This is a genomic window from Streptomyces pyxinicus, assembly GCF_024753135.1.
Classification (GTDB): domain Bacteria; phylum Actinomycetota; class Actinomycetes; order Streptomycetales; family Streptomycetaceae; genus Streptomyces; species Streptomyces pyxinicus.
In genome coordinates, this window is sequence record NZ_JANUGP010000003.1 from 70,182 (window position 1) to 89,885 (window position 19,704).

Annotated in this window: 20 protein-coding genes; 13 read left to right on the forward strand and 7 right to left on the reverse strand. The window is 75.0% G+C overall.

Annotation, left to right across the window (positions count from 1 at the left end; genetic code table 11):
* Genes NX794_RS05520 through NX794_RS05540 form a run of 5 tightly spaced genes read left to right on the forward strand, consistent with a single transcriptional unit; the run spans position 1 to position 7,887 of the window.
* The gene (locus NX794_RS05520) at positions 1–4,524 is read left to right on the forward strand and encodes a type I polyketide synthase (RefSeq protein WP_258777046.1); all 4,524 of its coding nucleotides are present in this window, start codon (positions 1–3) and stop codon (positions 4,522–4,524) included.
* Positions 4,521–4,841: an acyl carrier protein gene (locus NX794_RS05525; RefSeq protein ID WP_258777047.1), complete on the forward strand. Its 321-nt coding sequence runs from the start codon at positions 4,521–4,523 to the stop codon at positions 4,839–4,841. The genes NX794_RS05520 and NX794_RS05525 overlap by 4 nt, the downstream gene beginning before the upstream one ends.
* Positions 4,842–4,850: 9 nt before the next feature.
* A complete protein-coding gene (locus NX794_RS05530) occupies positions 4,851–5,645 on the forward strand; it encodes an alpha/beta fold hydrolase (RefSeq protein ID WP_428985859.1) in 795 nt (264 codons plus the stop codon).
* Entirely contained in the window at positions 5,642–6,823 is a 1,182-nt protein-coding gene (locus tag NX794_RS05535) for a glycosyltransferase (RefSeq protein ID WP_258777049.1), read from the forward strand. The genes NX794_RS05530 and NX794_RS05535 overlap by 4 nt, the downstream gene beginning before the upstream one ends.
* Positions 6,820–7,887 carry a class I SAM-dependent methyltransferase gene (locus tag NX794_RS05540; RefSeq protein ID WP_258777050.1) on the forward strand — a complete coding sequence of 356 codons (1,068 nt, stop codon included), beginning with the start codon at positions 6,820–6,822 and terminating at the stop codon, positions 7,885–7,887. Before NX794_RS05535 ends, NX794_RS05540 begins: the two co-directional genes overlap by 4 nt.
* Before the next feature lie 106 nt (positions 7,888–7,993).
* Here NX794_RS05540 and NX794_RS05545 read toward each other — a convergent pair whose 3' ends face one another.
* Together NX794_RS05545 and NX794_RS05550 are read right to left on the reverse strand one after the other, a co-directional pair.
* Positions 7,994–8,368, reverse strand: a complete 375-nt coding sequence (locus NX794_RS05545) for a hypothetical protein (RefSeq protein WP_258777051.1) — start codon at positions 8,366–8,368, stop codon at positions 7,994–7,996.
* 252 nt (positions 8,369–8,620) lie between these two features.
* Positions 8,621–8,908, reverse strand: a complete 288-nt coding sequence (locus NX794_RS05550; RefSeq protein ID WP_258777052.1) for a hypothetical protein — start codon at positions 8,906–8,908, stop codon at positions 8,621–8,623.
* A 270-nt stretch (positions 8,909–9,178) separates the two neighbouring features.
* Between NX794_RS05550 and NX794_RS05555 the strand changes: the two genes are divergently transcribed.
* The gene (locus tag NX794_RS05555; RefSeq protein ID WP_258777053.1) at positions 9,179–9,826 is read left to right on the forward strand and encodes a DedA family protein; all 648 of its coding nucleotides are present in this window, start codon (positions 9,179–9,181) and stop codon (positions 9,824–9,826) included.
* 1 nt (position 9,827) lies between these two features.
* On the opposite strand, the gene NX794_RS35875 is transcribed toward NX794_RS05555, so the two are convergent.
* Positions 9,828–10,355: a gamma carbonic anhydrase family protein gene (locus NX794_RS35875; RefSeq protein WP_309505963.1), complete on the reverse strand. Its 528-nt coding sequence runs from the start codon at positions 10,353–10,355 to the stop codon at positions 9,828–9,830.
* 118 nt (positions 10,356–10,473) lie between these two features.
* Here NX794_RS35875 and NX794_RS05570 point away from each other — a divergent pair, with 118 nt between their 5' ends.
* The 3 genes from NX794_RS05570 (at position 10,474) to NX794_RS05580 (ending at position 12,510) form a co-directional block, all read left to right on the forward strand.
* A complete protein-coding gene (locus NX794_RS05570) occupies positions 10,474–11,238 on the forward strand; it encodes an acyltransferase (RefSeq protein ID WP_258777054.1) in 765 nt (254 codons plus the stop codon).
* A gap of 98 nt (positions 11,239–11,336) precedes the next feature.
* On the forward strand, positions 11,337–11,909 hold the full coding sequence (locus tag NX794_RS05575) for a helix-turn-helix domain-containing protein (protein WP_258777055.1): 573 nt from the start codon (positions 11,337–11,339) through the stop codon (positions 11,907–11,909).
* Between the two features lie 43 nt (positions 11,910–11,952).
* On the forward strand, positions 11,953–12,510 hold the full coding sequence (locus tag NX794_RS05580; protein ID WP_258777056.1) for a YbaK/EbsC family protein: 558 nt from the start codon (positions 11,953–11,955) through the stop codon (positions 12,508–12,510).
* Between the two features lie 19 nt (positions 12,511–12,529).
* On the opposite strand, the gene NX794_RS05585 is transcribed toward NX794_RS05580, so the two are convergent.
* A complete protein-coding gene (locus NX794_RS05585; RefSeq protein WP_258777057.1) occupies positions 12,530–13,570 on the reverse strand; it encodes a cation diffusion facilitator family transporter in 1,041 nt (346 codons plus the stop codon).
* Between the two features lie 68 nt (positions 13,571–13,638).
* On the opposite strand from NX794_RS05585, the gene NX794_RS05590 reads away from it, so the two are divergent.
* Positions 13,639–13,995, forward strand: coding sequence for an ArsR/SmtB family transcription factor (locus tag NX794_RS05590; RefSeq protein WP_258777058.1), 357 nt, complete (start codon positions 13,639–13,641; stop codon positions 13,993–13,995).
* 12 nt (positions 13,996–14,007) lie between these two features.
* On the opposite strand, the gene NX794_RS05595 is transcribed toward NX794_RS05590, so the two are convergent.
* The 3 genes from NX794_RS05595 to NX794_RS05605 all read right to left on the reverse strand — a co-directional run bounded on the left by NX794_RS05595 (position 14,008) and on the right by NX794_RS05605 (position 17,573).
* On the reverse strand, positions 14,008–15,228 hold the full coding sequence (locus NX794_RS05595) for a 4-hydroxybenzoate 3-monooxygenase (RefSeq protein WP_258777059.1): 1,221 nt from the start codon (positions 15,226–15,228) through the stop codon (positions 14,008–14,010).
* Between the two features lie 66 nt (positions 15,229–15,294).
* On the reverse strand, positions 15,295–16,929 hold the full coding sequence (locus NX794_RS05600) for an APC family permease (RefSeq protein ID WP_258777060.1): 1,635 nt from the start codon (positions 16,927–16,929) through the stop codon (positions 15,295–15,297).
* Between the two features lie 236 nt (positions 16,930–17,165).
* Complete coding sequence (locus tag NX794_RS05605) at positions 17,166–17,573, reverse strand: CoA-binding protein (RefSeq protein ID WP_258777061.1); 408 nt, start codon at positions 17,571–17,573, stop codon at positions 17,166–17,168.
* A 159-nt stretch (positions 17,574–17,732) separates the two neighbouring features.
* Here NX794_RS05605 and NX794_RS05610 point away from each other — a divergent pair, with 159 nt between their 5' ends.
* Genes NX794_RS05610 through NX794_RS05620 form a run of 3 tightly spaced genes read left to right on the forward strand, consistent with a single transcriptional unit; the run spans position 17,733 to position 19,692 of the window.
* On the forward strand, positions 17,733–18,488 hold the full coding sequence (locus NX794_RS05610) for a hypothetical protein (protein WP_258777062.1): 756 nt from the start codon (positions 17,733–17,735) through the stop codon (positions 18,486–18,488).
* Positions 18,485–19,033, forward strand: a complete 549-nt coding sequence (locus tag NX794_RS05615; protein ID WP_258777063.1) for a SixA phosphatase family protein — start codon at positions 18,485–18,487, stop codon at positions 19,031–19,033. Before NX794_RS05610 ends, NX794_RS05615 begins: the two co-directional genes overlap by 4 nt.
* Before the next feature lie 32 nt (positions 19,034–19,065).
* Entirely contained in the window at positions 19,066–19,692 is a 627-nt protein-coding gene (locus tag NX794_RS05620; RefSeq protein ID WP_258777064.1) for a YigZ family protein, read from the forward strand.
* The last annotated feature ends 12 nt before the right edge of the window (positions 19,693–19,704 follow it).

Here is a 19,704-nt window from a genome sequence, read left to right on the forward strand (position 1 = left end):
ATGACACCCGGAGCCCTGCCCGTCGCCATCGTCGGGATGGCGGTGCTGCTGCCCGGCGCGCCCGGCCTGGACGCCTACTGGCGCAACCTGCGCGACGGCGTCGACGCCATCCAGGACGTCCCCGAGGGCCGCTGGGACGCCGACTACTACCGTCCCGGTCCTGCACCCGGACCCGTCGCGCCCGACCAGGTGTACTGCCGGCGCGGCGGCTTCGTGGACGGCCTGGCCGAGGTGGACGTCACCCGGTACGGCATCATGCCCGCCGCCGTCCCCGGCACCGAGCCCGACCAGCTCATCGCCCTCGACGTGGCCGCCGCCGCGCTCGCCGACGCGGGCGGCGAGGCACGGCTGCCCGCACGGCACCGGGTCGGCGTGACCCTGGGCCGGGGCGGCTACCTCACCCCCGGACTCGCCCGGCTCGACCAGCGGGTCCGCACCACCCGCCAACTGGTGCGCACCCTGGGGGAGTTGCTGCCCGGCCTGTCCACGGCCCAACTCGACCGGGTACGGGAGGCGTTCACCGAGCGGCTCGGCCCGGACAGCCCGGACTCCGCGATCGGCCTCGTCCCCAACCTCGCCGCCTCCCGCATCGCCAACCGGCTCGACCTGCGCGGCCCCGCCTACACCGTGGACGCCGCCTGCGCCTCCTCCCTGGTAGCCGTCGACCAGGCCGTCACCGAACTCGGCACCGGCCGCTGCGACCTGATGCTGGCCGGGGGAGTGCACCACTGCCACGACATCACCCTGTGGAGCGTCTTCTCCCAACTGCGCGCCCTGTCACCGAGCCAGCGCAGCCGACCCTTCCACCGCGACGCCGACGGCATCCTCATCGGCGAGGGCACCGGCGTCGTCGTCCTCAAGCGCCTCGCGGACGCCGAGCGGGACGGCGACCGCGTGTACGCGGTGATCCGGGGCACCGGCGTGGCCGGCGACGGCCGGGCCGCCGGGCTGGTCAACCCCGACCCCGGCGGCCAGGCCCGCGCCGTCCGGCAGGCCTGGGAAGCCGCCGGACTCGACCCCGCCGCACCCGGATCGCTCGGCCTGCTCGAAGCCCACGGCACCGCCACACCCGCCGGAGACGCCGCCGAACTCGCCACGCTCGCCGAGGTGTTCGGGCTGCCGTCAGCCGAGGCGGACCGTGCCGTGATCGGCTCGGTGAAGTCGATGATCGGACACACCATGCCGGCCGCCGGCGTGGCCGGACTGGTCAAGGCCGCGCTCGCCCTGCACCACCGCACCCTGCTGCCCACCCTGCACTGCGACGACCCGCACCCCGCCCTCGCCGCCACCCGTTTCCGCACCCTCGACCGGGCCCGGCCCTGGGCCGCCGACCCGGAACAGCCGGTCCGGCGGGCCGCCGTCAACGCCTTCGGCTTCGGCGGCATCAACGCCCACGTGGTGCTGGAGGAGGCCCCGCGCCGCCCAGCCCCGTCCGCCGCCGCGCTCCCCGTCGCGGCGGCCGCCGCCCAGGTCGCCGAGCCCGAACGCGTCCTGCTGCTCGCCGCCCCGAGCCCGGACGGCCTCGCCGCGCTGCTCGATGCCGACGACACCGCCGTACTCGCCGCCGGACTCGACCCCGACCGGCCGCACCCGGCGGCCGGACCCGCCCGGCTCGGGATCGTGGACCCGACCGCCAGACGGCTCGCCCTCGCGCGCCGCGCGGTCGCCAAGGGCCGGGCCTGGCAGGGCCGCAACGACGTGTGGTTCCGGCCCGGCCCCCTGCTGGACAGCGGCAGGCTCGCGTTCGTCTTCCCCGGTCTGGAGGGCGACTTCAGCCCGCGCACCGACGACATCGCCGCCCACTTCGGCCTCCCGCCGGTCAGCGGCACCGACGCGCGCGTGGGGGACGTCGGCCGGCACGGCGTCGGCATGGTCGGCGTCGGCCGGCTGCTGGACCGGGCACTGCGCCGGACCGGCGTCGTACCGGACGCGGTCGCCGGGCACAGCGTCGGGGAGTGGACGGCGATGGTGGCCGCCGGACTGTACTCGGCGGACCAAGTGGACACGTTTCTCGCCGAGTTCGACCCCGACGCCCTGTCCGTGCCCGGCCTCGCCTTCGCCGCCCTGGCCGCCCCCGCCGGGGACGTGCGCGCCGCGCTCGCCGACGCCCCGGCGGACTCCGGGATCGTCCTCTCCCACGACAACGCGCCCCGCCAGTCCATGGTCTGCGGCCCGGACGCGGCGGTCGAGGAGTTCGTGCGCGCCTTCCGGGCCCGGGGTGTGATCTGCCAGGTGCTGCCCTTCCGGTCCGGCTTCCACACACCGATGCTGGCGCCGTACCTCGGCCCCATCAAGGCGGCCGCCGACCGTTTCCGGCTGCACCCGCCCACCGTGCCGCTCTGGTCCGGCACCACCGCCGCACCCTTCCCGGCGGGGGAGGCGGAGGTACGCGAGCTGTTCGTACGGCATCTGCTGGAGCCGGTCCGGTTCCGCGAGCTGACCGAGGCGCTGTACGCCGCCGGGCACCGCGTCTTCATCCAGCTCGGGCCCGGCCGGCTGACCTCCCTCATCGGCGACACCCTCGGCGACCGCGACCACCTCACCGTCGCCGCCAACTCGCCCTACCACGAGGGCATGGCCCAACTGCGGCGCGTGGCGACCGCGTTGTGGACGGCGGGCGCGGCGGTGGCCCCGAGTCTGCGCCCCCCGAGGGCAACAGACCGGTCGGGCGACCGCCGCCCGCCCGTCCCGCTCGACCTCGGCGGTTCGCTGGTCTCCCTCGCCCCGTCGGCCCGCGACGCGCTGCGTGCCGAGCTACGGCCGCGTGCCCCGGGCGCACCGACCCCGCTGGACGGCCTCACCGCCCGCTTCCCGGCCGCCGCCGAACTCACCGCCCTGCTGCGGGAGACGGCGGACACGGCGGCCGAGCTGATCACGGCAGGCGCTCACCGCCCGGCACGCACCCCGGCCCCCGCTGAAGCGGCCGCACCCGTCACCACCACCCTGCACATCTCCCCGGCCACCATGCCCCACCTCCTCGACCACTGCTTCTTCCCGCAGCGCCCCGGCTGGCCGGAGCTGGAGGACCGCTGGCCGGTGGTGCCCGCCACCACGATCGTCCGGCACATGATGGACGCGGCGGAGCGGGCGGCGCCCGGACTGCGCGCGGTCGCGGTGCACGGCGCGAGGTTCGACAAGTGGCTCACCGCCACACCCCCCGTCGACGTCCCGGTCACCGTCACCCCGGCCGCAGGCGGCGGGCCCGGCCGCGTCACCGTCACCTTCGGCCCCACGGCACGCGCCGACGTCGAACTGGCCCCGCACCACCCGGCACCGCCCCCGCCCGGCCCTCTCCCGGACACCCCCGAGCGCACCCCCGACCACACCGCGTCCGAGATCTACCGCGACCGCTGGATGTTCCACGGCCCGGCCTTCCAGGGCCTGACCGAGCTGACCGCGATCGGCGAACGGCACGTACGCGGCGTCGTCACCGCGCCCGCTGCCCCCGGCGCCCTGCTCGACAACGTGGGCCAGTTGCTCGGCTACTGGATCATGGCGACCCGCACCGAGCGGACCGTCGTCTTCCCGGTGCAGCTGCGGTCCATGCGGTTCCACGGCCCGCACCCGGCGCCGGGCACGGAGGTCCACTGCGTCCTGCGGATCACCGCGCTCACGGACACCGTCCTGGAGGCGGACGCGGAACTCACCGTCGCCGGGCGGGTGTGGGCCGTGCTCACCGGCTGGCAGGACCGGCGCTTCGACAACGACCCGACGACCCGGCCCGTCGAGCGCTTCCCCGACCGCCACACCCTGTCCGCCGCCCGGCCCGGCGGCTGGACGCTGGTCCACGAGCGCTGGCCCGACCTCGCCTCACGGGAACTCATCATGCGCAACGCGCTGGGCCGGGCGGAACGCGCCGAGTACGCCGCACACCCGCCGCGCGGACGCCGGCAGTGGCTGCTCGGCCGGATCGCGGTCAAGGACGCGGTACGGCAGTGGCTGTGGCGGCACGGCGAGGGGCCGGTCTTCCCGGCCGAGATCCGGGTCCGCAACGACGCCTCCGGCCGCCCGTACGTCACCGGCGCGCACGGCCGCACCCTGCCCCCGCTGGACGTCTCCCTCGCCCACCGGGCCGAGGCGGGCGTGGCCATCGTCCGGCCGCGCACCGGGGGTCCCGGGCCCGGTATCGACGTCGAGGAGATCGCCGAGCGCGACCCGGCCACCCACGCCACCGCGCTCGGGCCGGACGAACTCCGGCTGCTGCACACCCGGTCGGCCGCCGAACCCGCGTCGCGCGCCCTGTGGTTCACCCGCTTCTGGGCCGCCAAGGAGGCCGTCGCCAAGGCCGAGGGCACCGGATTCGGCGGCCGGCCACGGGACTTCACCGTCCGGGAGACCACCGACGACGGCAGCCGCCTGCTGGTGACCGGCCGCACCGAAGCCGCCTGGACCGTGCACTGCGCCCAGGTGACCAACCCGCCCCCCCTGTCCGACCGTTCCTACGTGGTGGCCTGGACCAGCGGTCCCGCAGCCCACGACGGCCACCCCGACGCCCCCGCAGCAGCCGAGGAGACCCCCCGATGAACCCCACCCCGCCGGCCCCGGCGCACCCCACCGCCGACACCGTGCTCGCCGATCTCGCCGGCATGCTCCGTGAGGTGCTGGCGGAGTACGGCGACGACGACGTGGTGATCGGCATGTCCACCACCTTCAACCGCGACCTGGAACTGGAGAGCATCGACCTCGTCACCCTGGCCGGTCTCATGGAGGAGCGGTACGGGGGCCGGGTCAACCTCGCCGAGTTCCTGGCCGGCATGGACTTCGACGAGATCATCGAACTGACGGTCGGCCGGCTCGTGGAGTACGTGGTGTGGAGCCTGAAGTCCACGCAGGCGGGCTGAGCCGTGGCCATGGTCGACGCCGGCGGGGTCCGGCTGCACGTCCAGCGCCTGGGGCCGCCCGCCGGCCGGGTCCCGCACGCCACGGTGGTCCTGGTGCACGGACTGCTCACCGACAGCCTGGCCAGCTACTACTTCACCGTCGCCCCCGCCTTCGCGGCGGCCGGGCTCGACGTCGTCATGTACGACCTGCGCGGGCACGGCCGCAGCGAGCGCCCGCCCGAGGGCTACACCCTGGACCACAACATCGACGACCTCACCGCACTGCTCGACCGCTTGGACGTCACCGGGCCGCTGCACCTGGTCGGCAACTCCTACGGCGGCACCATCGCCTTCGGCTTCACCGCCCGCCACCCCGGCCGCGTCGCCACCCTGGCCCTGATCGAGTCCGAGCCCGCGACGGCGAGCTGGGCGGCGAAACTGGGCCGCATCCTGCACCGGGTCACCACCCAGCTCGCCGGCGACGAGGCCGCCGCCCTGGCCTGGATCACCGCCCACCGCGGCCACAACACCGCCCGGCTCGCCAAGGGCGCGGCCCGCCTCGCCCGCGAGACCACCCTCGGCCGGGACATCCCGGCGAGCCGCGTGCTGACCGAGGCGCAGATCAGCGCCGTACGCTGCCCGGTGCTCGGCGTGTACGGCGGTGACTCGGACCTGGTGGACCTGGTGCCCCTGAAGCGGGGGCTGCTCGGCGACTTCCGGGCGGTCGTGCTGCCCGGGCACGAGCACTCGGTCCTGGTCGAGGCGCCCGGCACGGTCGGCGGGCACATCCTCGACCTCCTCGGAGCGGGGGCGGGCGTCCGGTGAGCGGCTTCCTCTTCGTGGTCCCGCCCCTGACCGGGCACGTCAACCCGGCCGTCGGCGTCGCCGCCCGGCTCGCCGCGCACGGCCACCGGGTCGCCTGGGCCTGCGCCGACCCGGCACTGGTCCGGCGGCTCGCCGGCCCGGGCGCCGAGGTGTTCGGGTGCGCGGGCCCGGTGCCGGGCGCCGACGGCGTCGTACGGCCGCCAGACCTGCGGGGCGCGGAGGCGCTGAAGTTCCTGTGGGAGGGCTACCTGCTCCCGCTCGCCGAAGCGATGGCCCCGGGCGTCCACGCGGCCGTCGCCGCGTTCCGCCCGGACGTGGTGGTCGCCGACCAGCAGGCCTTCGCCGGGCCGCTGGTGGCCGAGCGGCTCGGGCTCGTCTGGGCCGGCTCCGCGACCACCACCGCCGAACTGGCTGGAACTTACGACGACTTGCCCAAGGTCGCCGCCTGGCTGGAGCGGCGCCTGGCCGAGCTGCGCGACCGGATCGGCGCCCCGTCCGGCACCACCGACCCGCGCTTCTCGCCCCACCTCCAACTGGTGTTCAGCACCCCCGAACTCATCGGCCCCCAGGCGCCCTCGGCCCCGCACATCCGGTACGTCGGCCCCTCGGTCGCCGACCGCCCGGCCGGCCCCGGCTTCCCCTGGGAACGGCTCGACCCCGGCCGGTCCCGGGTCCTGGTCACCCTCGGCACGGCCAACTCCGACACCGGCGGACGCTTCCTCGCCGCGTGCGTCGCCGCGCTGCGCGCACGCGCCGACCGGGTGCAGGGCGTGGTCGCCGACCCGGGCGGGACGCTGCCCCCGGGGACCGGCGACAAGGACGTCCTGGTCCTGCCGTCCGTGCCCCAACTCCGGCTGCTGGACGGCGCGGACGCGGTCGTCTGCCATGCCGGGCACAACACCGTGTGCGAGGCCCTGTGGCACGGCGTCCCGCTGGTCGTCGCACCGATCCGCGACGACCAGCCGGTGGTCGCCGGACAGGTCACCGACCGCGGCGCGGGTGTCCGGGTCCGCTTCGGCCGCGTCACCGCCGCCCGCCTCGGCGCGGCCCTCGACACCGTCCTGTACGACCCCGCCCCGAGGGCAGCCGCCGCCCGCGTCCGCACCGCGTTCCGCGCGGCAGGCGGCACCCGGGCCGCGGCGGACCACCTCGAACGACTCGCAGCGGAGAGCCGATGAGCGACCACAGCGACCGGACGGCCCGGATCGCCGCCCTGCGCCCCGCCTACCAGTCCGACCTCGCCTCCGGCCCGGACCGCTTCCTCGCGGCCCCGCGCACCAGCTGCCCCTGGTGCGGCTCCGGCCGGCTGACCGCCCGGCTCGCCACCACCGACCTCCTCCAGCACAAACCTGGCCGCTTCACCCTCGACCGCTGCGCCGACTGCGGACACGTCTTCCAGAACCCGCGACTGACGGAAGCGGGACTGGAGTTCTATTACCGGGACTTCTACGACGGCCTCGGCGAGCAGCGGATGAGCGGCACCTTCGGCGGCCGGAGCGCCATGTACCGGGGGCGCGCCGAGGCACTGCTGCCGCACGACGCCGCCCCGAAGTCCTGGCTGGACGTCGGCACCGGGCACGGCCACTTCTGCGCCGTCGCCCGCGAGGTCCTGCCGGACACCGTGTTCGACGGGCTCGACTTCACCGAGGGCGTCGAACTCGCCGCCCGCGAGGGCCGGGTGGCCCACGCCCACCGGGGCGCCTTCCCCGACCTCGCCCCCGAACTGGCCGCCCGCTACGACGTGGTGAGCATGTTCCACTACCTGGAGCACAGCACCGACCCCGACCGCGAACTGCGCGCCGCGCACGAGGCCGTCCGGCCCGGCGGCCACCTCGTCATCGAGGTCCCCGACCCGGAGAGCCGCTACGCGCGCCTGCTGGGCCGCTGGTGGCTGCCCTGGCTCCAGCCGCAGCACCTGCACCTCATGCCGGTCGCCAACCTGCGGCGGCGCCTGACCGAGCTGGGCTTCACGGTGCTCGCCGAGCAGCACGCCGAACCCCACGACCCGGTCGACCTGCTCGCCGCGGTCTGGCTGGCCCTCGACCACCTCGCGCCTCGCGAGGACGCCCCCTGGCTGCCGAGCCGCCCCGGCCCGCTCCGCCGCGCCCTGCGCACCGCCCTCGTCCTGGCCGGTATCCCCGCCCTCGCCGCCGCGCCCCTCCTGGACCGCCTGGCCGTCCGCCCGCTCTCCCACCGCCTGCACCTGTCCAACGCCTACCGCCTGGTGGCCCGCCGGGACTGAGACCCGCACCGGTGCCGCGTTCACAGCGCCTTCGCGCGGATCAGCGCCGACCGCACCAGGGCGCCCGGCAGCAGCGGAAGCCGGTCGGTCAGGACCCGGTACCCGATCACGGTGGCCGCGGCCGCTGCCGGGGGGCGCCGAAGGCGACCGGCGTCCGCACCACGGCCGCGTCCACGGCGAGGCCGCCCGGCCCCGGCACCGTGCCGACCGCCGTCCCGGCCGCGAGGTAGCCGAGCGCCACCTGCGCCCACGGCAGCCCCAGGCCCAGCGCGGCCCCGGCGCACTGCAACAGCGGCACGCGAGCGCCCCGCCCCACAGCGCGAGCACCCGGCACGGCCGCGCGCACCGCCCGGGCATCGGCCGGCGCCGCCCGGACCAGCCGGGTCACCGGCCGCCGCCAGGGCCGTACGATCGTCAGCACCACCCCCGCCACCGCCAGCACCCCGCCCGTTGCCGACAGCGGCAGCCGTACGTCCGGCACCAGGTCCCCGAGGCCCCACGAGCCGGGGAGGCCGCGAGGAAGCCGAGCAGCACCAGTGTCTTCGCGGTGGAGTACAGCCCGATCGACGCGGCGGCCCCCCGCCCGCAGGAAGCGCAGCGTGACCGCGCGCGCCGAGGCCGCCGGGCAGCGCGTGGTTGGCGGCACCGGCGGCGAACCGCGAGGCCGGCAGTGACCCCGGCGGCGGCCGGTTGGGCAGCGCGCCCTGCCGGACAGACGCGGCAGCCACCCAGCTCAGACAGTGCAGGCCGGCAGCCGGCGCGGATCGGCGGCGACCAGCCGCCGCACCCCCTCGTCCAGCACGGCCCGATGGGTGACGGCCCAGCCGGCGGCGAGCAGCGCCGGGGCCAGGCACAGGGCGAGCCGCACGGTCCGGGCCGACAGCGCGGGCGCCGGCCGGACCGGCGCCCGTGACCCCGGGCCGGGTCTCGCGGGCTCGGCCGGGGCCGTCGGTCCGGGAGAGCCGCCCCGGTCCGGGCGCGGAGCGGCGACGGTCGAACCGAGCGGGGACAGCGGGGGCACGGGGACGTCGTCCTTCCGCCGCGGGCCCCGGGCGGGGGCCGGGGGAGGCGGGTCGGGCGGACATGGGGGAACCTTCCCCTCCCGCGTGACGCCGGGGTGGCCGGAAACCCAAGGGGCGTGGGCGGGACGGTGCCGCCCGGCGGGTGCGCGCGGGCGGCCGTTCACCGCCGACCAGGTAGCCTTCCCTTGGGGCGCCCTTTGCATGCGTGGGCCGTGTGCGACGGCCGGTGGTGCCCCGGGCAGGGACAGTGAACAGGGGAGGAACCGGCGGTGCACGTCCAGGAATGGCTCGACTCGGTGCCCGCGGTCGCCGTCTACGGCCTGGTGGCCCTGGTGATCGGTCTGGAGAGCCTCGGCATCCCGCTGCCCGGCGAGATCGTGCTGGTCTCGGCGGCGCTGATGTCCTCGCAGCACGCGGACATCAACCCGTTCGTGCTCGGCGCCTGCGCCACGGCCGGTGCCGTGATCGGCGACTCCATCGGCTACGCGATCGGCCGCAAGGGCGGCCGCCCGCTGCTGGCCTGGCTCGGCCGGAAGTTTCCGCGGCACTTCGGCGAGGGCCATGTGGCCACCGCCGAGCGGTCGTTCGAGAAGTGGGGCATGTGGGCCGTCTTCTTCGGCCGGTTCGTCGCTCTGCTGCGCATCTTCGCCGGCCCGCTCGCCGGCGTCCTGCACATGCCGTACTGGAAGTTCCTGATCGCCAACGTCCTCGGCGGCATCTGCTGGGCGGGCGGCACCACGGCCGTCGTCTACTACGTCGGCACGGTCGCCGAGGACTGGCTGAAGCGGTTCTCGTACGTGGGCCTCGCCGCCGCCGTCGTGATCGGCGTGGCCTCCATGCTGGTCGTCAAGCGCAAGGCGAAGAAGGCCCAGCAGCGGCCCGCGCCCGAACCGGAGCCCGTCAGCGCCGGCGAGTGAGCTACGCGTGCACGTCCTTGTGCGCCTTGCCCAGCTCCGCGTACAGGGTGCCGTTGAGGGTCACGCCCTGCCGCTCCTCCTCGGTCAGCTCCCGCTTCACCTTCGCCGGCACGCCCGCCACCAGCGACCCGGCCGGCACCACCATGCCCTGCGGCACCAGCGCCTGCGCCGCGACCAGCGATCCCGCGCCGATCACCGCGCCGTTCAGCACGGTCGCGCCCATGCCGATCAGGCAGTCGTCCTCGACGGTCGCGCCGTGCACCACCGCGTTGTGCCCGATGGACACCCGCTCCCCGACCGTCACCGGGAAACCGGGGTCGGCGTGCAGCGTCACGTTGTCCTGGACGTTCGCGTCGGCGCCCACGGTGATGCGCTCCACATCGCCGCGCAGCACGGCCCCGTACCAGACGCTCGCCCCGGCCCGCACGGTCACGTCACCGATCACCGAGGCCGTCGGCGCGACGAACGCCCCCGGATCGACCTGCGGTTCCTTGCCACCGATGCCCACGATCAGCGCCTGCTGCGTCATCACGGCTCCTCGTACCCGTCGACGTCCTGGTGTCCGGTGAACCGTACGACAGACCGTGGGGCGAAGATCACAGCGGGCCACCCTCTTCCCGGAGGCGACCCGTGAGTAACGTGAGCGGGTGCCGAAGCGCAAGAACACGTTCCCGTCCTGGCGCCGCCGCCTGACCCAGCGCGCGGTCCACGCGGCATGGGCCTGGGCGCAGCGGGCCGGTTCGGTGACGGCCGAGCACCCGGCCAAGTACCGCTTCGGCGCGCTCGGCCCGGCGACCCGGCTCGCCTTCCCGCTCGGCACGGTCTTCGGCGAGCCCTGGATCCACGTCGGCTCCCACTGCATCATCGCCGAACAGGTGACCCTGACCGCCGGGTTGATGCCCGACCTGGACCTCGGCCCCGACCCGATCCTGCGCATCGGCGACGGCGTGGTCCTCGGCCGGGGCAGCCACGTCATCGCCGACACCACGGTCACCATCGGCAGCGACTGCTACTTCGGGCCCTACGTCTACGTCACCTCCACCAACCACTCCTACGACGACCCTGACCAGCCCATCGGCCGGCAGTGGCCCCGCATGGAGCCCGTCGAGATAGGCCCGGGCTGCTGGATCGGCACCGGCGCGGTGATCCTGCCCGGCGCCCGGATCGGCCGGAACGTGGTCGTGGCCGCCGGCGCGGTCGTCCGGGGCACGGTGCCCGACCACGCCGTGGTAGCGGGGGCGCCCGCCCGGGTCGTGCGGCGCTGGACCGCCGAGGAGGGCTGGCAGCCACCGCTGCGCACCCCGGCCCCGGTCCCCATCCCGGCCGGGACCACCCCGGGCGAGCTGCGGGCGCTCGCGGACCTGGACGAGGACGCGGTGGCCCGGCTCGCCGAGCTGGAGCCGGAGAGCTGACCGGCCCGGCACCCGCCGGGGTGGTGGCGATGCCTCGCAGTACAGTTCGTCGCACGAGCGGGTGCTCTCTGTCGTAGTCCCCGGAATTTGGACGGAATGTGTCGGACCTGGAAACGCTGACCCAGTCCCTCGCGCGCAACGTGCGGCACTGGCGCTCGGTGCGCGGTTTCACCCTCGACGTGCTCGCCGCCCGGTCCGGCGTCAGTCGGGGCATGCTCATCCAGATCGAGCAGGCCCGCACCAACCCGAGCATCGGCACCGTCGTCAAGATCGGCGACGCGCTCGGCATCAGCGTCACCACCCTGCTCGACTACGAGCGAGGACCCCGGGTCCGTATCGTCCCGGCCGAGCGCGCGGTCCGGCTCTGGCACACCGAGGCCGGCAGCTACAACCGGCTGCTGGCCGGCACCGAGGCCCCCGGCCCGCTGGAGATGTGGGACTGGCGGCTGATGCCGGGCGAGTCCAGCCCCTCCGAACCGCACCCGGCGGGCACGGTCGAGCTGGTGCACGTCACCGAGGGCGAGCTGACGCTGACCGTGGACGGCGAGGACCACCGGGTGCCGGCCGGCGCGAGCGCCTCCTTCGAGGCCGGCAGCCCGCACGTCTACGCCAACCGAGGCGAGGCCCCGATGCGCCTCGTCATGGCCGTCTCCGTGCCGCCCGTGCACTGAGACACCGGTACGGCGGCCGGGCGCGGGTTGTTACCGTGCGGCCATGCGCGCACCCATCGGCGACTTCGACACCGCCGCCCCCGCCCCGGACCGCCTGGACGAGCTGACCGCCCCGGTCGCCGACGCCGTACGCGACTGGCGGGGCACGGTGCCCGCCGACCGTATCGTCCACGTCGACACCGACCCGCGCTGGGCCGACACCGCCGTCTTCGTCGAGCACTACGGCCGCGACCTGCTGGTGCGGTCGGCGAACTGCGTGGTCGTCGCGGGGAAACGAGGCGGCGTGACCTCCCTCGCCGCGTGCGTGGTGCTCTCCACCACGCGGGTCGACGTCAACGGCGTGGTGCGCCGCCAACTCGGCGCGCGCAAGGCCTCGTTCGCCTCCATGGAGACGGCGACCGGCGAGACCGGCATGGAGTACGGCGGCATCACCCCGATCGGACTGCCCACCGGCTGGCCGGTGTTCGTGGACGCGGCCGTGGCCGCCCTCCCGTACGTCCTGGTCGGCAGCGGGCGCCGGCGCGGCAAACTCCTGGTCCCCGGCGAGGCGCTCGCGGAACTCCCGGGCGCTGTGGTGCTGGAGGGGCTCGGAGTCGCCTGAGTCCCGTCGGCGAGGTGCCTCAGGCCGTCGGATGGTGGGCCAGCGCCTGGTGCGGGTCCGCTTCGCCCGGCACCGGCGCCGGGTCGGCGTGCACCAGGGCGGCGGTCAGCCGCGGTACGGCGTGCAGCAGGGCGTGTTCGGCCTCGACGGCGATCGCGTGGGCCTGCCGTACCGTCGCCTCGCCGTCGACCACGACCGCCACCTCGGCCCGCAGCCGGTGCCCGATCCAGCGCAGCCGCAGCTCGCCCACCTCCCGCACGCCCGGCACCTCGCGCACCGCCCGCTCGGCCCGGTCCACCAACGCCGGATCGACCGCGTCCAGCACTCGCCGGAACACCTCGCGCGCCGCGTCCCGCAGCACCAGCGCGATCGCGGCCGTGATCGCGAGCCCTACGACCGGATCCGCCAGGTGCCAGCCGAGCGCCGAGCCGCCCGCGCCCACCAGCACGGCCAGCGAGGTGAACCCGTCGGTGTGCGCGTGCAGCCCGTCGGCCACCAGCGCGGCCGAGCCGATCTCCCGGCCCACCCGGATCCGGTACCGGGCCACCCACTCGTTGCCGGCGAAGCCCAGCACCGCCGCCACCGCGACCGCCGGCACCTGCGCGACCGGGCGCGGATCGAGCAGCCGCCCGACGGACGTCCACGCGGCGAAGGCGGCGGAGGCCGCGACCGTCAGCACGATCACCAGTCCCGCCAGGTCCTCGGCACGCCCGTAGCCGTAGGTGAACCGGCGCGTCGCCGCCCGCCGCCCCAGCAGGAAGGCGATGCCGAGCGGTACGGCGGTCAGCGCGTCGGCCGCGTTGTGCACCGTGTCGCCGAGCAGCGCCACCGACCCGGAGACCGCGACCACGGCCGCCTGTGCCAGGGCCGTCGCGCCCAGCACGCCCAGCGACACCCACAGCGCCCGCATACCGCGCGCCGACGACTCCAGCGCGGCGTCCAGCTTGTCGGCGCTCTCGTGCGAGTGCGGGGTGAGCAGATGCGCCAGGCGGTGCCGGGGGCCGGGGGCGCCGGGGTGGTGGTGATGCTCGTGCCTGCCGTGATCGTGGTGGTCGCTCACCTGGATCGTCCTTCCCGTGCGCGGAAGCGGGAGTGGACGCGCGGCGCCCACGGAGCCAGTATGTGCGTATGAGCGCACGCATGCACCTGTCACCTGCGCACTCTGCGCACCCGCGCAGCCCGGGCGAGGAGCAGTTCGCGCTCGCCGCCGAACTCCTCGCCCTGCTCGGCGACCGCACCCGGCTCACCCTGCTGCACACCCTCACGGCCGGGGAGGCGGACGTCACCACCCTCACCGAGGCGTGCGGCGCCGCCCGCCCCGCCGTCAGCCAGCACCTGGCCCGGCTGCGGCTCGCGGGGCTGGTGCACACGCGCAAGGAGGGGCGCCGGGTCGTCTACGCCCTGCGGCACGGGCAGGTGCGCCGGCTGGTCGAGGAGGCGCTGCGGACGGCCGGCCATCGCATCGCCGAGAAGCCCGGCGGTTGACCGGCCCCGGGCTCAGTACGCCTCGGCCGTCCCGAGGTACTGCTCCGCGAACGCCGCCGCCGCGGCCGGCGAGGTGAACAGCCGGCGCAGCCGGGCCAGGGCGGTGCCGGCGCGGTAGGGGTCGCCGGAGGACGTGCCGTGGTAGATCTCCGCGAGCCACTGCGAGAACTCCTGGTAGTCCCACACCCGCCGCAGACAGGCCTCCGAGTACCCGTCCAGGCCGGCCGACTCGCCCTTGACCAGGTACGCCGCGAGCCCGTCCCCGAGCAGGAACGCGTCGTGCAGGGCCAGGTTCATGCCCTTCGCGGCGATCGGCGCGACGAGGTGCGCGGCGTCGCCGGCGAGCAGGAGGCGGCCGGACACCATCGGCTCCACCACGTAGTTGTGCATGTCCAGGACCCGTTTCTCGACCAGCCGCCCCTCGGTCAGCGGCGGCCGGTCCGCCGCGTGCAGCCGGCGTCCCAGTTCCTCCCAGACCCGGTCGTGCGGCCAGTCGGCCGGGTCGTCGCCGGGCGGGCACTGGAGGTAGTACCGGGTCGTCTCCGCGCTGCGCGGCATGTGCCCGGCGAACCCGTTCGCGTGCATGCCGAACAGCACGCGGTCCGAGGACGGCGGCGCCTCGGCGAGCAGCGCCAGCCAGCCGATGCCGTAGTCGTGCCGGGCGACCCGGGTCCCCGTCGGCAGCGCGGCCCGGCTCGCCCCGCGCGCTCCGTCGCAGCCGGCCACGAACGCGCAGCGGACCAGGCGCCGTTCACCGCTGCCGGGGTCGGTGTAGGACACGGTGGGGCGGTCCGAGTCCAGGTCGTGCAGGCGGACGTCGCGCACGCCGAAGCGGATCGCGCCGCCGCGCACTTCGGCGTACTCGCGCACCAGGTCGGTCACGAGCATCGGCTGCGGATAGATCCAGTGGTGACGTCCCGTCAGCTCGGTGTACGGGAAGCGGTAGCCCTGGCCGTCGAAGCGGAACTCGCACGCGGACTGCCGCTCGGCCCGCTCCAGCAGGCGGCCGGCGAGCCCGCGCCGCTCCAGGCCGCGTACGGCCCACTCCTCCATGACGCCGGCACGGGGCCGCTCTTCGACGACGTCCCGGCTCTCGGCCTCCAGGACCAGGCAGTCGACACCGGCGGCCCGCAGGATGTTGCCGACGGTCAGGCCGGCCGGTCCGGCGCCCACGACGACGACCGGAAAGCTCTCCGGGGCAGGGGAATCGGGGTGGGGGGAAGGTGAGATCACGCGAGCATTATGACGGTGGCCCGTCAGCAGAGCCGACGGGCCACCGTGCGGGGAGGGCGGAGCGGGTCAGTGCGCGGGCGCGTCCGTGACCACGACCTCGTCGATGCTGCGCTCGATCGCCTCCGGGGCGGACGCGGTGGCCTTGGCCCAGTAGTAGATGACCAGGGAGAAGGCCGCGACGACCACGATGTCCCACCACAGCGGGATGGTGCCCCGGCCGCCGAAGCCGCCGAGCCAGGAGATGACGCCCAGGCCGATCAGGTAAGCGGGCAGCCACTGCGCGGCCCGGAAGTCCAGCCGGGGTGCGTCCGGCAGCCGCTTGCGGGTGGCGTACCAGGCGTAGGAGCCCAGCAGGACGTAGCCGAGCAGGATCGCGAAGCCCAGCCGCCACAGGGTGTCCCAGCCGGCCCAGTAGATGATCAGGTTGGCGACCACGAACGACGCCGGCGACAGGAACCGGCCGCCGGGCAGCCGGTAGGGGCGCTCGTGGTGCGGCAGCCGGTCGGCGAAGACGCCGTAGGCCAGCGGCGCACCGGCGTACATCAGCACGCTCGCCGAGGTGATGAAGCCGACCAGTTCCTGCCAGCTCGGGAACGGCAGGAAGCAGACCACGCCGGTGACGAAGGACATGACGAGGCCGAACCACGGCACGCCGCGCTTGTCGGTACGGGCGAACGCCTTGGGCAGGTAGCCGTTCTTGGCCAGGCCGAAGGAGAGGCGCGAGGTGGCGGTGGTGTAGATCAGGCCGGTGCCGGCCGGGGAGATGATCGCGTCCACGTAGAGCACCCAGGCGAGCCAGCCCAGGCCCACCACGGTGGCGAGGCCCGCCCACGGACCGCTGATGCCGGGGTAGTTCAGGTGGGCCCAGCCGTGCGCGAAGGCGGTGTGCGGCAGCGCGGCGATGAACACGACCTGGAGCAGGATGTAGATCACCGCGCCGATCGCCACCGAGCCGAGGGTCGCGCGCGGCAGGTCGCGCTTGGGGTTGCGGCTCTCGCCCGCCAGCTGGATCGCCTGCTCGAAGCCGAGCAGCGCGAAGATGATGCCGCTGGAGCTGATCGCGCCGAGGATGCCCTTCGCGCCGAACGGCGCGAAGCCCTCCGAGGTGAAGTTGCTCGTGTGGAAGTTGCCTATCGCCATGATGAAGATCGCCGCGAGCGGGACGGCGATCTTCCACCAGGTGGCCGCGCTGTTGGTGTGCGCGAGGGCCCGGACGCCGAAGAAGTTGACCCCGACGAACACCGCCATCAGGACGACGGCCGTGAGGAAACCGCTCGTGGTGAGCGTCTCGTCGGCGTGCTGCAGCCCCTGGGCGAACTTCCAGTGACCGGCGTAGCCGATCATCGCTTCGACCTCGATCGGGGCCACGGTCGCCGCCTGCAGCCAGGCGAACCAGCCGAAGGACATGCCGGCCAGACCGCCGAAGGCGTAGTGCGGGTAGCGGGCGGTGCCGCCGGCCACCGGGAACATGCCGCCCAGCTCGGCGTGGACGAGCGCCAGCAGGACGATCGCGACGGCGCCGATCACCCACGAGATGATCGCCGCCGGTCCGGCCACGACGACGGCCTTCTCGGCGCCGTACAGCCAGCCCGATCCGATGATCGAGCCGACCGAGGCCCACATCAGGCCGATCAGACCGACATCTCGGCGCAGCCCGTCGGAGTCGGTCCTGGCCTGTGGCAGGGCGTCGACTTTCGCCATGTCAAGTGGCCTCTCAGTTCGTGAACGCGGAATTAACGGGGAAGGAGGCCACAGGCTAGGAACACTTTCCGGAGTTACAAAAGACAGTTTCCGAAAACTTGACCCGGGATCTTCGCTGTCTTGGAGCGACGGCGAGGACAGGCTTCGCACAGGTCAGACACGGACTTGGAATGTCAATATTCAGCGCCGAATTGTGAGAAGAAGGAGAGACACGGGCGAGGCAAAAGAGAGACAGGTCACCTCAGACGGGGAATTTCGATCGCCGGGCACCGGTCCATCACCATGGCGAGTCCCGCGGCCCGGGTCCGTTCGTAGGCGGCCTCGTCCACCACACCCAGCTGGAACCACACGGCCCGCGCCCCCTTCGCCACCGCCTCGTCGGCCACCGCACCCGCCAGGTCGCTGTTGACGAAGACGTCCACCACGTCCACCTCGAACGGGATGTCCGCGAGACAGGCGTAGCCCCGCTCGCCGTGCACCGTCTCCGCCTTCGGGTGGACCGGCACGATCCGCTTGCCGAACCGCTGCAACACCTGCGCCACACCGAACGCGGCCCGGCTCCGGTTGGCCGAGAGGCCGACCACGGCCCAGGTGTCGCCGAGTTCGGTGAGAATCCTGCGGACGGTGGCCTGGTCGCCGTACATGGGCGCCTCCTCGGGCGGTGACTGCTGGTGGACAGGGGTGTTCGGCACCGGCGGCAACAGCGCCCCGGGCGGGCTGATTCCCGCCCCGTACCGCGCCACGGCCGCCGGAATCGGCGCGCGGTGTCCCCGCACGGCGGTCCGCGCGCCTACGCTCGCCCCGTGCTGCGCATCCTCGACTCCCGAACCGGTCAGCCCGCCGACGCCGCGCCCTCCCGGCGCGGCCTGACCCGGATCGAGGCCCACGCCCCCGGCCTCGACCCGACCAGCCTGCGGGTGCTGCTCACCGCCGACCTGCTGGTCCGCACCCTGGAACTGGACGACACGCCCGTCTGGGCGAGTCTCAGCGATCCGGAGCCCGACCCCGGACTCACGGCCGCCGCGACCGCCCTGTCCATCCGCCCCTTCGAGAGCGCCCACGACGGCACCGCCGGCCTCGGTGCCGCCCAGGTGATCCGGGTGCGGCGGGCCGAGCGGCCGGACGCACCCGCGCCGGACGCCCCCGCCCGGGGGCCCCTGGTGGCCGTGGCCCCCGTCCACTGGGAGGGCGCCGAGGCTCCCTTCCCCGCTCTCCTCGCCGACCCGGCAGCCCTGCGGCTCACCCTGCTCCGCGTCCCCCGCGGGGAGCCCGTACGCCTGGACGCCACCGTGCTGGCGGAGGCCGCCGCGACGCTCGACCGGTGGCGGCGGGCCGTCGCCGAATGGGCCCGGCAGCCCTCGCGCCCGGTGCCCGACGAGGTGCGGGCACGGCTCCGGGACGCCAGGGAGGACGACCTCGACCTGCCCGGCGTGCTGGCGGTACTGCGGGACGTGGCACAGGACCCCGGCCTGCCCGACGGCGCCCGCTTCGAGACGTACGCCCACGCCGACCGGCTGCTCGCCCTCGACCTGCCCCGCGACCTCGGCAGGTTCGCGTGATCGAGCGGGCGGGCGCCGGCCCGCTGCGCCGGCTGGTCCTGCTCCGCCATGCCAAGTCCGCCTATCCCGAGGGCACCGAGGACCACGGCCGGCCGCTCGCGGCGCGCGGGCTGCGGGACGCCCCCGCCGCCGGCCGCGCCCTCGCCGAGTCCGGCGGCCTGCCCGACCTCGCCCTGTGCTCCACCGCCGAGCGCGCCCGCCGCACCTGGGAGCTGGCCTCCGCCCAGTGGGGCACGCCGCCCCCGGTCCGCCACGACCGGCGCCTGTACGCGGCCGACGCGGCGGACCTGCTGGCCGTCGTCCACGAGGTGCCCGGCCGCGTCGAGACACTGCTGCTCGTCGGGCACAACCCGGGCCTCGCGGACCTCGCCCTGGAACTGGCCGGCGACGGCCTCGACGACACCCTCGACCGGCTGCGGACGAAGTTCCCGACCTCCGCCATCGCCGTCCTGACCTGGCGCGGCACCCGCTGGTCCGACCTCGCGCCCGGCACCGCCCTGCTGACCTCGCTCACCGTGCCCCGGGGAGCGAAGAAGCCGCACTGAGGTCCCCGGGCACCCTCGCATAGGGTGACGGGATGCAGGACGAGTACCGCACAGTCGCCCGCGCGGGCGTGCACGAGACCGAGATCAACCGTTCCCGCTTCCTGTGCGCCCTCGCCCCGGCCGGCACCGAGCGGGAGGCCCAGGACTTCATCGCGGCCGTCCGCAAGGAGCACGCCGACGCCACCCACAACTGCTGGGCGTACGTCATCGGCGCCGACGCCTCCGTACAGAAGGCGAGCGACGACGGCGAACCGGGCGGCACCGCCGGCCTCCCGATGCTCCAGATGCTCCTGCGCCGCGACACGCGGTACGTGGTCGCCGTCGTCACCCGCTACTACGGCGGCGTCAAGCTCGGCGCCGGCGGCCTCATCCGCGCGTACGGCGGAGCCGTCGGTGAGGCCCTGGACGCGCTCGGCACTCTCACCCGCCGCCGCTTCCGGCTGGCCACCGTCACCGTCGACCACCAGCGCGCCGGCAAGCTCCAGAACGACCTGCGCGCCGCCGGCCGCGAGGTCCGCGACGTCCACTACGCCGAGGCCGTCACCATCGAGATCGGCCTGCCCGACGCCGACGTGGACGCCTTCCGCGCCTGGCTCGCCGACGCGACGGCGGGCACGGCCGGGTTGGCGCTGGGCGGGGAGGCTTACGGGGACGTGTGAGGCAGGGGCGTG

Excerpts from the sequence above, each read along its gene's own strand:
- NX794_RS05620 (WP_258777064.1), top strand. The coding sequence starts at position 19,066 with ATGCAGGACGAGTACCGCACAGTCGCCCGCGCGGGCGTGCACGAGACC.
- NX794_RS05580 (WP_258777056.1), top strand. The coding sequence starts at position 11,953 with ATGCGCGCACCCATCGGCGACTTCGACACCGCCGCCCCCGCCCCGGAC.
- NX794_RS05590 (WP_258777058.1), top strand. The coding sequence starts at position 13,639 with ATGAGCGCACGCATGCACCTGTCACCTGCGCACTCTGCGCACCCGCGC.
- NX794_RS05530 (WP_428985859.1), top strand. The coding sequence starts at position 4,851 with ATGGTCGACGCCGGCGGGGTCCGGCTGCACGTCCAGCGCCTGGGGCCG.
- NX794_RS05600 (WP_258777060.1), bottom strand. The coding sequence starts at position 16,929 with ATGGCGAAAGTCGACGCCCTGCCACAGGCCAGGACCGACTCCGACGGG.
- NX794_RS05520 (WP_258777046.1), top strand. The coding sequence starts at position 1 with ATGACACCCGGAGCCCTGCCCGTCGCCATCGTCGGGATGGCGGTGCTG.
- NX794_RS05605 (WP_258777061.1), bottom strand. The coding sequence starts at position 17,573 with ATGTACGGCGACCAGGCCACCGTCCGCAGGATTCTCACCGAACTCGGC.
- NX794_RS35875 (WP_309505963.1), bottom strand. The coding sequence starts at position 10,355 with ATGACGCAGCAGGCGCTGATCGTGGGCATCGGTGGCAAGGAACCGCAG.
- NX794_RS05540 (WP_258777050.1), top strand. The coding sequence starts at position 6,820 with ATGAGCGACCACAGCGACCGGACGGCCCGGATCGCCGCCCTGCGCCCC.
- NX794_RS05525 (WP_258777047.1), top strand. The coding sequence starts at position 4,521 with ATGAACCCCACCCCGCCGGCCCCGGCGCACCCCACCGCCGACACCGTG.